This window comes from Flavobacterium sp. CG_9.10 (assembly GCF_015752245.1).
Taxonomy (GTDB): Bacteria; Bacteroidota; Bacteroidia; order Flavobacteriales; family Flavobacteriaceae; genus Flavobacterium.
In genome coordinates this window covers 110,948-125,084 of the sequence record NZ_JADOVD010000008.1, presented here as the reverse complement: position 1 = coordinate 125,084, position 14,137 = coordinate 110,948, and the positions used below count along the sequence as shown (strand labels likewise).

Genomic DNA, 14,137 nt, shown 5'->3' with positions numbered 1-14,137 from the left:
GTGACTGAAAACTGCGACTAATAGTAAAAAATGGAATTAGACGAGAAAAAATATTTATATCTACTTTTTATACTACCCTTCGTGGTGTTGGTTTTTCTAGTTAATTTATATTGGAAAAGAAAAAAACAGCGCGAATTTGGTGATTTGGAACTGGTAAAAAGACTTAGCCCTGAAAGCTCTGTTTTTAAACCGGTTTTGAAGTTGGTATTGTTGCTTTTGGCGTTGGTTGGAATTATTTTCGGATTAGTAAATCCAAAAATAGGAACTAAAATGGAAACCGTAAAACGAGAAGGAATTGATATTGTTTTTGCAATGGATGTTTCCAAAAGTATGCTTGCTGAGGATGTAGCGCCTAACCGATTGGAAAAAAGTAAGCAAATCGTTTCTCAAATTATTAATCAGCTGGGAAGTGACAGAATAGGAATAGTGGCGTATGCTGGAAGTGCTTTTCCCGTTTTGCCTATTACTACGGATTACAGCGTAGCCAAAATGTTTTTGCAAAGTATGAATACCGATATGGTTTCATCTGTGGGAACTTCATTGGATGACGCGATAAAATTATCGTCAACCTATTATGATGATAAAAAAACCAGTAAGCTGCTAATTTTGATTTCAGATGGAGAGGATCATTCTGACGGAGCTGCAGCTGCTGCAGAGGAGGCCAATAAATTAGGGATAAAAATTATTACCATTGGTGTTGGAACTGAAAAAGGAAGTACGATTCCATTGAAAAGAAATGGCGTTGTTGAAGGCTTTAAAAAAGACAATAACAATCAAGTTGTTATAACTAAATTGAATCAAGCGGCTTTGATTGCCATTGCAAAAGCTACCAAAGGCGGTTACGTAAATGGGAATAGTACCAAAGAGGTGATCGATTATATCAAAAACACATTGGATAAAATCCAAAAAACAGAATTTGAAGCTACGGAAATGGCGGATTTTCAATCGCAATTTCAATGGTTTTTAGCTTTCGCTTTTTTGCTGTTATTTGTTGATATTTTCCTTTTAGACAGAAAAACAAGTTGGGTAAATAAAATGAATTTATTTAACGAAAATAAATAAAATATAAAGTGCCGCGTTGTTAAAAATGGCTCCATCGCCGATGCTATTAAAAAAATTTACGCAGACATTTACATTTAAAAATAAAATGAAGAAAATAATTTTACATCTGTTACTGCTTTTTTCTTTTGTTGCAAACGCGCAACAAAAGGATAGGATATTGCCTAAAGCTAACGAGGAATATGCCGAAAATAAGTTTGTCGATGCTGAAGCGGATTATAGAATTTCAAATTCAAAATTTCCGAATAGAAGTGCGGCGTCTTATAATTTAGGGAATTCAATTTATAAGCAAAACCAGCCATCAGAAGCCAAATTTGCTTTTGCCAAAGCATTGAAAAACTCAAAATCGAGAACAGAAAAACACAAAGCATTTCACAATTTGGGAAATGTTTTCATGAAAGAAAAGGATTATACTCAAGCGGTGGACGCTTATAAAAATGCCTTGCGAAACGATCCTTCGGATGAGGAAACACGTTATAATTATGCTTTGGCAAAAAAAATGCTAAAGGAAAATCCTCCTAAGGATGATAAGAAAGACGACAAGAAAAAGGATAAGAAAGACGATAAAAAGGACGACAAGAAAAAGGATAAAGATAAAAAAGACGATAAGAAGGATAAAGATAAGGACAAGAAAGACGATAAAGGAGACAAAGATAAAGACAAGAAAGATCCAAAACAGGATGAAAAAGGGGAGCCAAAACCGATGCCCGGAGGAATATCTAAACAAAGGTTAGAAAGTCTTTTGAATGCGGTGAATAAGGAAGAGAAAAAAGTTCAAGATAAAGTTAATGCCCAAAAAGTAAAAGGAAAACCAGTTCAAACGGATAAAGATTGGTAAGTCAATTAAGATATTTTAAAATGAAAAGATTTATAGTAGCGATTCTTTTAATAATAGGCACCTCACTGAGCGCTCAAGTACAATTTGAAGCCAAAGTAAGTAAAACTACGCTAGGCCTAAACGAAAGACTTCGTATCGATTTTATAATGAATGTTGATGGGGATAATTTTGTGCAGCCAAATTTTGATGGATTTAGAATTATCGCCGGTCCAAGTCAGCAGGTGAGTCAATCCTGGGTAAACGGGAGAAGCTCTTTTGAGAAAGTATATTCGTATTACCTTTTGCCAAATCAAAAAGGTACATTAGTAATTAGGCCAGCTACGATAGAATTCAATGGACAAGTTTATAAAACTGCGGCTATTAGAATAAATGTTACGGCAGCGACTGCACAACCTAGAGATCCAAATGACACTCAGGTTTCTGCAGAAGGCAATCTTTATCTTATTGCTGATGTTTCTAAAACAAATCCGTACATCAACGAACCCATTACGGTGGTCTATAAATTGTATTTTAACAATATTGGGATTTCTAATTCTACAGAAGCAAGCAAGCCAAAATACAATGATTTTTGGAGTCAGGATATTCCTATAAAACAATTAGTTGCAGAGGAAGGACTTTTTAAAGGAGAAAAATATCGTTATATTGTTTTGAAAAAGATTGTGTTATATCCTCAAAAATCAGGGAAACTCACTATTGAGCCTTTGTCGCTGGATATTGCCGTACAGTTGCCTTCAAATCAAAGAGATATGTTTGGTCGTGTAGTTATTACTGAAGGAAATAAAAGAGTTTCTGCAGGAACAAAAATAATAAATGTTAAGCCACTCCCAGAAGCTGGAAAACCAGAAGATTTCTCTGGCGCCGTTGGTAATTTTGATTTCAAAGTAACGCCAACAAAAACCAATTTAAAAAACGGGGAAAGTCTTGATTTGGTTGTCAGTGTAACCGGAAAAGGGAATATGAAATTATTCAGTTTGCCAAAACCAATTGTGCCTAATGCGCTCGAAATGTACGACGCCGTTCATAGCGAACAAGTTGACACGCCGCTTTCAGGAATGGTTGGCAAGGTTTCAGACAGTTATACCATTGTCCCGCAGTACAAAGGGAATTATCCAATAAAACCATTAAAATTTTCTTATTTTGATTTGGGGTCAAAAACATATAAAACCCTAAGTTCTTCCGAAATAATGATTAATGTTCTCGATGGACCAACCGCTACTGTAGCATCAAATTCAGGTAGCGACAAAAATAAAATTGATAAAGTTGAACAATTTAAAGACATCAAGTTAAAAACGAAGCTTTTAAAAATAAATAAGCAAGATTTCTTTGGCTCTAATTTATATTTAGGTTTGTTGTTTTTACCTTTTTTAATTCTTCCTGTGATTGTATTGCTTAAAAAGAAAAAAGAAGCACTTGATGGAGATGTTACTGGTAACAGAATAAGAATGAACAATAAATTGGCCAAAAAATATTTATCGGAAGCCAAAAAACAAATCAACAATAAAGAATTATTTTATATCGCTCTTGAAAAAGCCATGCATAACTTCTTGAAAGCTAAATTACATATTGAAACCTCAGAAATGAGTAAGGATAACATTCAGGAACTTTTATTGTCTAGAAATGCTAATCCGGAAGCCGTAAATGATTTCATTGCATTGACTGAAAACTGCGAAGTGGCGCGTTATGCGCCATCGTCAAGTTTCGCTATACAACAGGATTTTGACAAAGCCGTTTTAATTATTTCAGACTTAGAAAAACAGATATAATTTTAGATTTACGATTTTAGATTTACGAATAGTTTATCGACAACTTATACCATTAAAATGAAAAACATAGTTTATATATTATTACTGACAACCCAGATTTTCTTTGCCCAAAGCGGTTTTGATACAGGGAATGAATTGTATAAAAATGGGAAATACGAACAGGCTGCCATAGCCTATGAAAGCATATTGAAAGACAATAAACAATCGGCGGAACTGTATTTCAATCTTGGGAATACCTACTATAAATTGAATAAAGTGGCGCCCTCGATTTATAATTATGAAAAAGCATTAGTGCTTAATCCCAGTGATAGAGAAAGCGCTAACAACCTTAAATTTGCTCAAAAAAGAACTATTGACGAAATTAAAACAGTGCCAAAAGTAGGTTTTGGAAAGTTGCTTCGTGATTTCACTGGAATCTGGCATTACAATACTTGGGCTTGGATTTCAGTAGTGTTAGCGACTTCTTTTCTATTGTTTTTTGTGGGTTACTATTTTTCACAAACGACGATGCTCAAAAGAATTTTCTTTTTGGGAATGTTTGTACTTGTTTTTCTGGTTTTTATCAGTATTTTCGGGGCTATTTTTGAAAAAAGCCATTTTGATAATGAAAAACCCGCTATTGTTTTTGCCGAAATTGCTGAGGTCAGAACCGAGCCGCAAAAGGCTAGTTCCATTATTATTGTGTTGCATGAAGGAACAAAAGTCTTTTTACAGGAAAAAGCAGATAATTGGAAAAAAGTGCAGTTAACGGATGGTACTGAAGGTTGGATTGAAAGCAATACCATTAAGGAAGTGAAGTAGTATTAGGGTTTTTTCCCAAATCTTCTAGAACAGTTTCAGTTTTTCTGGATTGCAAATTTAAGTTCTTGTACTTTTTTCGACGGTGAGACTTTATAAATATTTCTAAAATGAATTATTTTTTGGATTCCTTTTTGTAAATTTGGATATACAGAATAACAAAAAAATTGTCAGCTTTTTTAGGAAAGAACAATATTAAATTGGAATAAAGATGGTAACACCAACCTTAGAATTGTTGACTAAAAAATTAAAAGATGCACCTCAAAGCATCTTAGAAAGAGTCATGGGATATGTCGATGCGCTGATTGATATAGAAAATAAAGAATCATATACTATATCTAAAACACAACAAAAAATTCTTGACAGTCAATTAAACTCAGACAAAAGCCTTTATAATGATGCAGATAAATTATTTTCTGATTTAAAAAGCAAGTATGAGTTATAAGATTATTGTTTCGCCAATAGCCTCAAAAAACATAGAAGATGCAGTTGAATTTTACATCTATAAAGCCAGTAAAAAAGTAGCTCTTGATTTTTTGAAAGATTATAGAAAAACATACCAAGCATTAAAAATTAATCCGTTGCATCAATTTCATGATGTTAATTACCGATTCCTACCTTTTAGTAAATTTCCTTATGTGGCTTTTTTCATTGTAGATGAATTATCGAAAACTGTTTTTTTGAATGCTATATTTCACACTTCTCAAGAACCTGATAGTTGGAAAAAAGAAAATAAATAGTTATTTTTTATTTGATTAAAAAAGATTGTTGATTTGCATTTAATAATTAGACAACTTTCAGTCTTTATTGAAAGTTTTAAGCCCAAGCATTTTTATTAGGCTAACCTTTCTTCTTCAAGTCATCATACCATTTTTCTAGTGAAGGAAAAATATAGCCAGCTGTTTTTTGAATTGGATTGTAAAATAAGGAACGATCCAAAGCTTCTTTCTTGGCCAAATAGTTATGGAAGTTTATTTTTTCGAAAATAGTAAAAACAACGCTAACTATCAACACGGTTTTCAGTACTCGAAACACACCACCCCCCAATTTGTTTAACCACCCCAGAAAAGCTAAATTGTTGACTTGAGTAAGGATTTTTGCCAATATTGAAATTCCAATCACAACGGCAATAAATGTAAAGACAAAGGCAGCAACCTGAATAGTATGCGGATTCCAGTGCACAAACCCTACAAGTATATTTTTCATAAACGAAGAAAATTTTACTGCAAAATAAATTCCAATCAGTAATGAAAGCAGTGAAGCCAATTCGATAAAAAGACCGTTTCTAATTCCTTTAAACAAAGCCAAAGCGAATAAAGCCCCCAAAATAATATCTATGAATTCCATGGTGATGTAGTAAAATAAATAAAAGTACAAATATAAAAGAATTGTGATTATCAATTGCCAATTTTCAAGTTCTTATCTTTGCCAAAATAATTTTAGAATTCAGATTGCAGAGTTGTGATTTAAAAATATCCTAATTGCGACTTCAGCTCAAAATCTAAAATCTAAAATCTAAAATCCTAAATTAAAAAATGTCAAGAGACACACAACTTAAAGAACGCTGGGAACAGCTTGTAACGATACTTTCCGATCAATTTTCACAAGGGGAAGATTTAGATTTAGACTCCATTATTTACTTAATCGGGGTGCAGGAACTAGGGAAAGTGCACAATGAATACAAAAAAGACGAGAAACTAAACCTCATGCACATTGCAATTTGTCGATTATTAGAGCCATACGGTTTCTATGAATTCGAATTTTTTGATGAGGACGGTTGGCCACACTACAAGGTCAAAGAGGAGTTGCCACCACTAAAAGCAGGGGAACAATCCGTTTTAATGAAGGAAGCCATTGTTAATTATTTCCTCGAAAGAGAACTTATAGATTAAGGATTTAATTTTCCGTCATTGTGAGAGGGACGAAACAATCTCACAATTTAGAACGGAAACTTTAAACTTTAAACATTAAACTTGGAACAAATTACTTAAATTTGCACTCTCAATTATTGGATGAAAATGATAGACAAGATAAAAGAATATATTGGCGAAGCACAAGCTTTTACAACACAAAATACTGCAGAATTAGAAACATTCCGAATCAAATTCTTAGGAAGCAAAGGGCTTTTGAAAGAACTTTTTGCCGAATTTAAGAATGTTCCTAATGACCAGAAAAAAGAATTTGGACAGGTAATTAACTTGCTAAAAACTTCTGCCGAAGAAAAAGTAAAAACCATCCAGGAATCTTTAGAAAGTAAAGAGGAAAGTAAAGGGTTTTATGGCGATTTAACGCGTTCTTCTGAACCAATTACCATTGGTTCCCGTCACCCTATTTCATTGGTAAAAAACCAAATTATAGATATCTTTTCAAACATCGGTTTCAATGTTTCTGAAGGGCCGGAAATTGAAGATGACTGGCATAATTTCACCGCATTGAACTTACCGGAATACCATCCGGCGCGTGACATGCAGGACACGTTTTTCATACAAACAAATCCCGATATTTTGTTGCGCACGCACACTTCATCCGTACAAGTACGTTACATGGAGAACAACAAACCGCCTATTCGAACGATTTCTCCGGGAAGAGTTTTCCGTAATGAAGCCGTATCGTCCCGTTCGCACTGTATTTTTCATCAAGTGGAAGGATTATACATCGATAAAGACGTTTCTTTTGCTGATTTGAAACAAACGCTTTTGTATTTCACCAAAGAGATGTTCGGAAAATCAAAAATCCGTTTACGCCCGTCTTACTTTCCATTTACGGAACCAAGCGCTGAGGTTGATATTTATTGGGGACTAAAAACCGAAACCGATTACAGAATCACCAAAGGAACCGGTTGGTTAGAAATCATGGGTTGTGGAATGGTCGATCCAAATGTTTTGAAAAACTGTGGCATCAATCCTGATGAATACAATGGTTTTGCATTCGGAATGGGAATCGAAAGAATCGCAATGTTGCTATATCAAATCGGCGATATCCGTATGTTCTACGAAAATGACGTTCGTTTCCTTGAGCAATTCAAATCAAGTATATAAGAGTTATAAATTATATTTTTAGGAGCTATTTCCAGCTATCCGTTGCAATCTTTTTTGAGGCAAAAAGCCTCAAAAAAGGATTTTCACTGCTATCTGGGCTATGCATTTAGGTTGACAAGAAATTTAAGTTTTTAATACTAAATATTAATAAAAAATGAATGAAGAGATTGCTTCATTCTTGGCAATAACATGAAAAAAGACATCATCATCCCCGAAGTGGAAAACGTTTTCCTAGCTGCAGTTCAAGAATGGAGCGACGATTTCATGGAAAAAGTCTGGTACGCCTATTTGATAAATGACAGTGATTTTCTGATTGAAAGTGTTATGGTGGTTTCCAAAGCTTTTGGAACTATTGACGGCGAAATGAAAAAAACATCGCTTTTACGTCATGCTTTTGTAGAGGTTCCGCCGGTTTCTGTGATGAAGATCGAAATGATTGAAAAAAGTGTTTTGGCACTCAACAATGAATTCATGTTGACTTTTTTCATTGGAGACAAATTATACGATAAAAAATATATTTTCAAAGCGCATTCCATCAACGAGGACTTCGTTGAAGAAGTACCTATTTTATTTGTTGACGGCGTTATTATGAGGTAAATTAGTGATTGTTGGGTCTTTTATTTTTGGCTTTCCAATTAAAATAACCCATAATAAATATACTAACGGCACGAATAAAAAAACCCGATTTTGATACCTGTTTTAAAAAGAGATTTCTTTTATTTCAAATAGAATCGTAAAAACGGTTGTAAAAATCCCCCAGCCACAAGCTGTTAAAATCTGATATTTCCATCTTTTGGTTATAGTGGTTGACTTATTGATTTTGTTGTTTTAGTTTGGCTTTCCAAGTAAAATATCCTAAAACAAATATCCCTACAACTATATAGGCCGCGGCACGAATATAAAAGCTAGGTTTAGATACTTGTTCTAAAAAAGGGATTTCTTTAATTTCGAATAAGACATTGAAAACCGTCATAAATACACCCCAAATCCCACCCATTTTAATCTGATATTTCCATCTTTCGCTCATGAACTGATTGTTGTTTACTTATTAAATTGGCAGCTAAGTTAATCCAGTTTGTCAGTCAGTTTTTTAAACACAGATTTCGCATCCTGACCCTCATATAAAATAGCGTAAACGGCATCTATAATTGGAGTTTTGGCACCATAACCCTGATTAAGTTTATATGCGCTTTTCACGGCATAATATCCTTCGGCAACCATGCTCATTTCCATCATCGCCGCTTTCACCGTGTAGCCTTTACCTATCATATTCCCAAACATTCTATTTCTGGAGAAAATGGAATAACCCGTTACTAATAAATCGCCTAAATAAGCCGAGTCATTGATGTTACGTTTCATTTTATGGACTTTCTTAATGAATTTTTTCATCTCGCGAATTCCATTACTCATCAACACCGACTGGAAATTATCGCCATAACCCAGTCCATGAGCCATTCCTGCAGCAATAGCATAAATGTTTTTCAACATGGCTGCATATTCGGTTCCTATAATATCGTCAGTGATCTTGGTTTTTATGTAATTTCCTGATAGATTTTTAGCCACAACTTTTGCTTTTTCTTCATCACCGCAAGCAATGGTAAGATAAGACAATCGCTCCATAGCCACTTCTTCTGCGTGACAAGGTCCAGTAATAACGCCAATGTTATAATAAGGAATGTCATATTGTACATGAAAATGCTCGCCCACAATCAAACTTGTTTCCGGAACAATTCCTTTAATCGCTGAAAATATAATCTTATCCTTCAAAGAAACGGTTAGTTTTTCCAATTCTGCATTTAAAAATGCCGACGGAATAGCAAAAATGATATAATCAGCGTAAGCTACAGCCTCATTTATATCATTAGTAAGTTTAAGTTTTTTGGTGTCAAATTCAACTGAACTTAAGTAATTTGGATTGTGTTTGTAGGTTTTAATGTGTTCAATAGCAGCATCATTGCGCATGTACCACGAAATTTCTGAAAGATTTACACACAACATTTTTGCAATCGCTGTTGCCCAACTACCACCACCAATCACTGCGAATTTTATACTTTCGGCCATCTTTTTTATTAAATTTAATCAAAAGTACTTAAAAAACCATTGATTAAGCAAATAAAATTTAAACAGAAACCTTAGAGTTTTAGCGGTTTCAGGATGTAACAATCACAACAACTTAGAATTATTCAAAACATTTATATTTTTTAACGCAATATGCGCAACAAATTTTCGTTATAAGTAATTATAAATTAGTTATTTAACGAATATAATGAAAATTGAGTTAGTTAGTTTTGTTTTATTATTTTAAAAGGCGTTCCCCATTATATAGGAGAACGCCTTTTTAATTTGATTCTGATTAAAGTTAAATCAGTCTCTATGCAATAGAATTAATAACTCATTTCCACAATTTCTTTTACTTTTTCTAAAGTGACATTCTGTTTTTCACCTAAAGCTTTCCATTCTCTTTGTTCAAAACGATTTACAATAAAATCAGCTGTTTTTTCAAAGTCTTTTGTGTAGTCTGATAATTTAGTGTCCATGCCCATGGTATGGAAAAATTCAACTGTTTTATTGATTGCCTCTTTAGCGATTTCATCGTCAGTTCCAGTTAAATTAAAAATACGTTTTCCGTATTGTGCTAATTTTCCTTTTTTGGTTTCAAACATTACTCGGTATAAGTTGGGTCCAACTACTGCTAAAGTTCTGGCGTGATCGATTCCGTATAAAGCCGTTAGTTCATGACCAATCATATGTGTTGCCCAATCTTGAGGAACGCCTTTTTGGATTAATCCATTTAAAGCCATGGTACAACTCCACATAAAATTAGAAGCTAAAGCATAATCTGTTGGGTTTCTCACCACTTCTGGACCTACTTGGATCAAAGTTTGTAGAATTCCTTCAGCAAATCGATCCTGAAGATAACCTTCATGCGGATAAGTCAAGTACTGTTCTAAAACATGTGTGTAAGCATCAACAACACCATTTTGCAATTGTCTTTTTGGCAACGAAGCAATAACTGTTGGATCGCATATAGAGAATTTTGGAAACAAAGCACTTCCACCAAACGCTAATTTTTCTTGTGTCGCTTCAATAGTTACAACCGCTCCGGAGTTCATTTCGCTCCCCGTTGCCGGTAAAGTTAGAATTGTTCCAAACGGAATCACTTTAGATAGGTCTTTAATCAGCAATCTTTTTTGAAGAATATCCATTGGATTACCATCAAAATGAGCAGCTGCCGAAATGAATTTCGTACCGTCAATTACAGAACCACCACCAACAGCAAGGATAAAATCAATTTTTTGTTCCTTAACAATTGCTACCGCTTTCATTAATGTTTCAAAATGAGGATTTGCTTCGATTCCGCTGAATTCCACGATTTCAAAACCTTTTAAATTATTAAGTACTTGTTCGTGGATTCCATTTTTAAAAATGCTTCCACCACCATACGCCAATAATATTTTTGCTCCTTTTGGAACTAAAGTCGATAATTTTTCAATCTGCCCTTTCCCAAAAACCAAGTTGGTAGGATTGTATAATTCGAAATTTAACATGGTATTATTTTTTTGAATTCAATTGTAGTAATAATTTCTCAGCTACTAATTTAGAGGAAGCTGGATTTTGACCGGTAATCAGTAAACCATCTTCAACTGCGTAAGGCTGCCAATCTCCTATTTTTGAATAAGTCGCCCCATTCGATTGTAATGCATCTTCTAATAAAAACGGAACAACTTTAGTTAATCCAACTGCTTCTTCTTCTGTATTAGAAAAACCAGTTACTTTTTTACCTTTTACTAAGAATTCGCCATTTACTTTTACATTTTTAAGCGCTCCTGGGGAATGACAAACAAAAGCCACTGGTTTTTTGTTAGTATAAAAAGATTCAATTAATGCGATTGAGTTTTTATCCTCGGCTAAATCCCAAAGTGGTCCATGACCTCCAGGATAAAAAACAGCATCGTAATCAGCTTGATTGACATCAGCTAATTTTTTTGTGTCTTTCAGTTTAGCAAGAACTGCTGTGTCTTTATCCAATCTTTTTGTGTCTTCTGTTGCTGCAGATGGATCTTCGCTTTTTGGATCGATTGGAGGTTGTCCTCCTAGCGGAGTTGCAATATCAATCAAAACTCCTTTATCGGCTAGTTCGTAATATGGAGCTGCAAATTCTTCTGTCCAATATCCTGTTTTTTCCCCTGTGTTACCTAGTTTATCGTGACTGGTAAGAACAAATAATACTTTTTTCATAACTTTTTTATTTTGTTTCTGTGCAGTTGCAGTGATACAACTTACGGTTAATGTTATAATGGTAAATAATGCAATTTTTTTCATTTCTTATTATGTTTATACAAATTTACGGCGAATATGTTATTAGTAAAAATAATTTAAATTATGTTTGTGATAAATATATTTATATCATGGTCAATTTGGAATGGTACAGAACATTTAAATCAGTTTATAAAAATGGAAATTTTTCTTTGGCAGCCAAAGAACTTTTTATTAGTCAACCTGCTGTTAGTCAGCAAATATCAATGTTGGAAGCGCATGTAGGTTATAAACTTTTCAATCGAAAGTCTAAAGGCGTTGAACCAACGGAATACGCTAAGTTACTAAATAATTTAATCATTGAGGCATTAGACCGATTAGAAAATGTAGAAAACGGTTTTCGGGCCAAAGCGTTCAATGCCAACAGATTAATTTCTATCGGAATCTCCAAACATTTCATGATTAGCTTAGGAAGTGCCTTGCTTTCAAAATTTGAATTTATAGATTTCAGTTTTCATGAAAACGATACGCTTTTTGAATTGGTCGATTCTAAAAAACTCGATTTTGCCATAGTTACTAAACAATACGACACTTTTGACACCATTCAAAAAAAAGTCGGTGAAATCAAACAAATTATCGTGGGTTCTAGCAATATTGATGCTTCGGAATTAAAAACAAAAATCAGAAGTAAAGATTTTGTAGCCATCGAACAATGGTTAAACGAACAAAAATGGTTTAGTTATGATGCCAGAATTCCGCATATCAAATTATTTTGGCTGCATGTGTTTAACAAAAAAAGACCTTCGATGGTTCCAAATTATATTATTCCTTCTGAATACGAAATGATAAACATACTTGCTGAAAATACAGGAATTGCGGTTGTTTGGGATATTAATGCACAACCTTTTATTCGAGATAAAAAAATACAATTGTTGTGGAACAGCAAGCAAATGCCTACCACGGAAGTTTTCCTATTATCTGGTAAAAATGATAATTTAAGTGCGATTTTCGAAAAAATTGAAGTGGAATTAAAAGATACTTTGAAATAGTTACCTCCTGTAAAAATTATTATGGTCAATATATTCCCAAACTTTATTAGGTAAAAGCGGCTGAATATTTTTCCCGTTTTTAATGTTTTCTCTAATGAAAGTGGATGATATCTCTACAACAGGAGCATCAATCATGTGAACTCTCTTATGGTTTCTGAATTCCAAATTTTCTGTTTCCAATGATATTGCTTCACCTTTTCGTACTTTGGCGTCGAGTCTAGGATAAACATAAATATCGTAATTGGCTAAAATAGCTTCGTAGTTTTTCCATTTGTGCAACGACTTTAAATTGTCTTCGCCCATAATCAAGGAAAATTCATAATTGGGATATTTCTCCTGCAAATGAACTAATGTATTCACCGTATAATTAGGTTGCGATAACTTAAATTCAATATCCGAAGGTTTGATTTTCGGAAAGTCTTCTGTGGCAAGATAGACCATTTGTAAACGGTGGTAGTCATCGAGCAAAGTACTTTTTTTCTTTAAAGGATTGTGGGGCGTAACCACCATCCAGACTTGGTCTAAATCAGCATGCTCTGCCATGTGATTGGCAATAATGAGATGCCCAACATGAATGGGGTTAAACGTTCCGAAATACAATCCTATTTTCATAAACAGTAATTATTTGAAATAACAATGATCTCCGCAAATTAAAGAAAACGGTGCTGACGGGTGAAAGTCGTGTTTATTCTTTCACAAAGTTTTTCACCAATTGATAGGCTTCTTCTAAAGCAATGTCCAAATCGTAGTTTTTTATAACAACATCAAACTGAGGTGCAGTTGCCAATTCAACAGAGGCTTTAGCAATACGCATATTGATTTTATCGTCACTTTCAGTAGAGCGTTTTTTCAAACGAATTTTCAATTCATCAATGCTTGGTGGTTTAACGAAAACGGCTAACGTTTCATCAGGAAATTTGTGTTTAATTCGCAATCCGCCAGATACATCAATATCAAAAATTACATTTTTTCCTTTGGCCCAGATGCGTTCCACTTCACTTTTTAGCGTTCCGTAAAAATTATCTCGGTACACTTCTTCCCATTCCAGAAAGTCTTCGTTCTTGATGTGTTTTTTGAACTCTTCGGTAGACATGAAATAATAATCTTTTCCGTTTACCTCTTCACCTCGCGATTCGCGCGATGCTGCCGAAATCGAAAATTCAAGATTCAAATCTTCTTTTCCTAATAAATGTCTAACGATGGTCGTTTTTCCAGACCCCGAAGGTGCCGAAAACACTATTAATTTTCCTCCTGTGCTCATTGTTGTTATTTTTTTAGATGTGATCAATCACTTCTAATTTTTATGCAAAAAGACGCGATGAATCGCGTCTCTAC

The 14,137-nt window shown here is 34.0% G+C and carries 17 protein-coding genes; 10 read left to right on the top strand and 7 right to left on the bottom strand.

All coding sequences use genetic code 11. The annotated features are described in order from the left end of the window. Positions 1-30: 30 nt before the first annotated feature. From IWX84_RS08770 to IWX84_RS08745, 6 genes are all read left to right on the top strand, one after another. Positions 31-1,062, top strand: coding sequence for a VWA domain-containing protein (locus tag IWX84_RS08770; RefSeq protein ID WP_196850365.1), 1,032 nt, complete (start codon positions 31-33; stop codon positions 1,060-1,062). An 85-nt stretch (positions 1,063-1,147) separates the two neighbouring features. Beyond that, positions 1,148-1,897, top strand: coding sequence for a tetratricopeptide repeat protein (locus IWX84_RS08765; protein ID WP_196850364.1), 750 nt, complete (start codon positions 1,148-1,150; stop codon positions 1,895-1,897). Positions 1,898-1,917: 20 nt separating this feature from the next. After that, positions 1,918-3,660 carry a BatD family protein gene (locus IWX84_RS08760; protein ID WP_196850363.1) on the top strand — a complete coding sequence of 581 codons (1,743 nt, stop codon included), beginning with the start codon at positions 1,918-1,920 and terminating at the stop codon, positions 3,658-3,660. Between the two features lie 57 nt (positions 3,661-3,717). Next, a complete protein-coding gene (locus tag IWX84_RS08755; protein WP_196850362.1) occupies positions 3,718-4,461 on the top strand; it encodes a tetratricopeptide repeat protein in 744 nt (247 codons plus the stop codon). Between the two features lie 208 nt (positions 4,462-4,669). Next, entirely contained in the window at positions 4,670-4,903 is a 234-nt protein-coding gene (locus IWX84_RS08750) for a hypothetical protein (RefSeq protein WP_196850361.1), read from the top strand. Continuing rightward, positions 4,893-5,198, top strand: coding sequence for a type II toxin-antitoxin system RelE/ParE family toxin (locus IWX84_RS08745; RefSeq protein ID WP_196850360.1), 306 nt, complete (start codon positions 4,893-4,895; stop codon positions 5,196-5,198). The genes IWX84_RS08750 and IWX84_RS08745 overlap by 11 nt, the downstream gene beginning before the upstream one ends. Positions 5,199-5,298: 100 nt before the next feature. Here IWX84_RS08745 and IWX84_RS08740 read toward each other — a convergent pair whose 3' ends face one another. Beyond that, on the bottom strand, positions 5,299-5,805 hold the full coding sequence (locus tag IWX84_RS08740) for a CvpA family protein (protein WP_196850359.1): 507 nt from the start codon (positions 5,803-5,805) through the stop codon (positions 5,299-5,301). A gap of 188 nt (positions 5,806-5,993) precedes the next feature. On the opposite strand from IWX84_RS08740, the gene IWX84_RS08735 reads away from it, so the two are divergent. The 3 genes from IWX84_RS08735 to IWX84_RS08725 all read left to right on the top strand — a co-directional run bounded on the left by IWX84_RS08735 (position 5,994) and on the right by IWX84_RS08725 (position 8,093). Beyond that, a complete protein-coding gene (locus IWX84_RS08735) occupies positions 5,994-6,350 on the top strand; it encodes a hypothetical protein (protein WP_196850358.1) in 357 nt (118 codons plus the stop codon). Positions 6,351-6,476: 126 nt separating this feature from the next. Then, the gene (gene pheS, locus IWX84_RS08730) at positions 6,477-7,496 is read left to right on the top strand and encodes a phenylalanine--tRNA ligase subunit alpha (RefSeq protein ID WP_196850357.1); all 1,020 of its coding nucleotides are present in this window, start codon (positions 6,477-6,479) and stop codon (positions 7,494-7,496) included. A gap of 189 nt (positions 7,497-7,685) precedes the next feature. Then, entirely contained in the window at positions 7,686-8,093 is a 408-nt protein-coding gene (locus IWX84_RS08725) for a hypothetical protein (RefSeq protein ID WP_196850356.1), read from the top strand. A 214-nt stretch (positions 8,094-8,307) separates the two neighbouring features. On the opposite strand, the gene IWX84_RS08720 is transcribed toward IWX84_RS08725, so the two are convergent. From IWX84_RS08720 to IWX84_RS08705, 4 genes are all read right to left on the bottom strand, one after another. Next, entirely contained in the window at positions 8,308-8,523 is a 216-nt protein-coding gene (locus tag IWX84_RS08720) for a hypothetical protein (RefSeq protein WP_196850355.1), read from the bottom strand. Positions 8,524-8,561: 38 nt separating this feature from the next. Beyond that, a complete protein-coding gene (locus IWX84_RS08715; RefSeq protein ID WP_196850354.1) occupies positions 8,562-9,557 on the bottom strand; it encodes an NAD(P)H-dependent glycerol-3-phosphate dehydrogenase in 996 nt (331 codons plus the stop codon). 323 nt (positions 9,558-9,880) lie between these two features. Next, positions 9,881-11,044: an iron-containing alcohol dehydrogenase gene (locus tag IWX84_RS08710; RefSeq protein WP_196850353.1), complete on the bottom strand. Its 1,164-nt coding sequence runs from the start codon at positions 11,042-11,044 to the stop codon at positions 9,881-9,883. 4 nt (positions 11,045-11,048) lie between these two features. After that, complete coding sequence (locus IWX84_RS08705; RefSeq protein WP_196850352.1) at positions 11,049-11,819, bottom strand: type 1 glutamine amidotransferase domain-containing protein; 771 nt, start codon at positions 11,817-11,819, stop codon at positions 11,049-11,051. Between the two features lie 8 nt (positions 11,820-11,827). Between IWX84_RS08705 and IWX84_RS08700 the strand changes: the two genes are divergently transcribed. Then, entirely contained in the window at positions 11,828-12,802 is a 975-nt protein-coding gene (locus IWX84_RS08700) for a LysR family transcriptional regulator (RefSeq protein ID WP_231385450.1), read from the top strand. Here the strand turns inward: IWX84_RS08700 and nadD are convergent, their stop codons facing one another. Beyond that, positions 12,803-13,414, bottom strand: coding sequence for a nicotinate (nicotinamide) nucleotide adenylyltransferase (nadD, locus tag IWX84_RS08695; RefSeq protein WP_196850351.1), 612 nt, complete (start codon positions 13,412-13,414; stop codon positions 12,803-12,805). A 73-nt stretch (positions 13,415-13,487) separates the two neighbouring features. Continuing rightward, the gene (gene gmk / locus IWX84_RS08690) at positions 13,488-14,063 is read right to left on the bottom strand and encodes a guanylate kinase (RefSeq protein WP_196850350.1); all 576 of its coding nucleotides are present in this window, start codon (positions 14,061-14,063) and stop codon (positions 13,488-13,490) included. Positions 14,064-14,137: the final 74 nt, after the last annotated feature.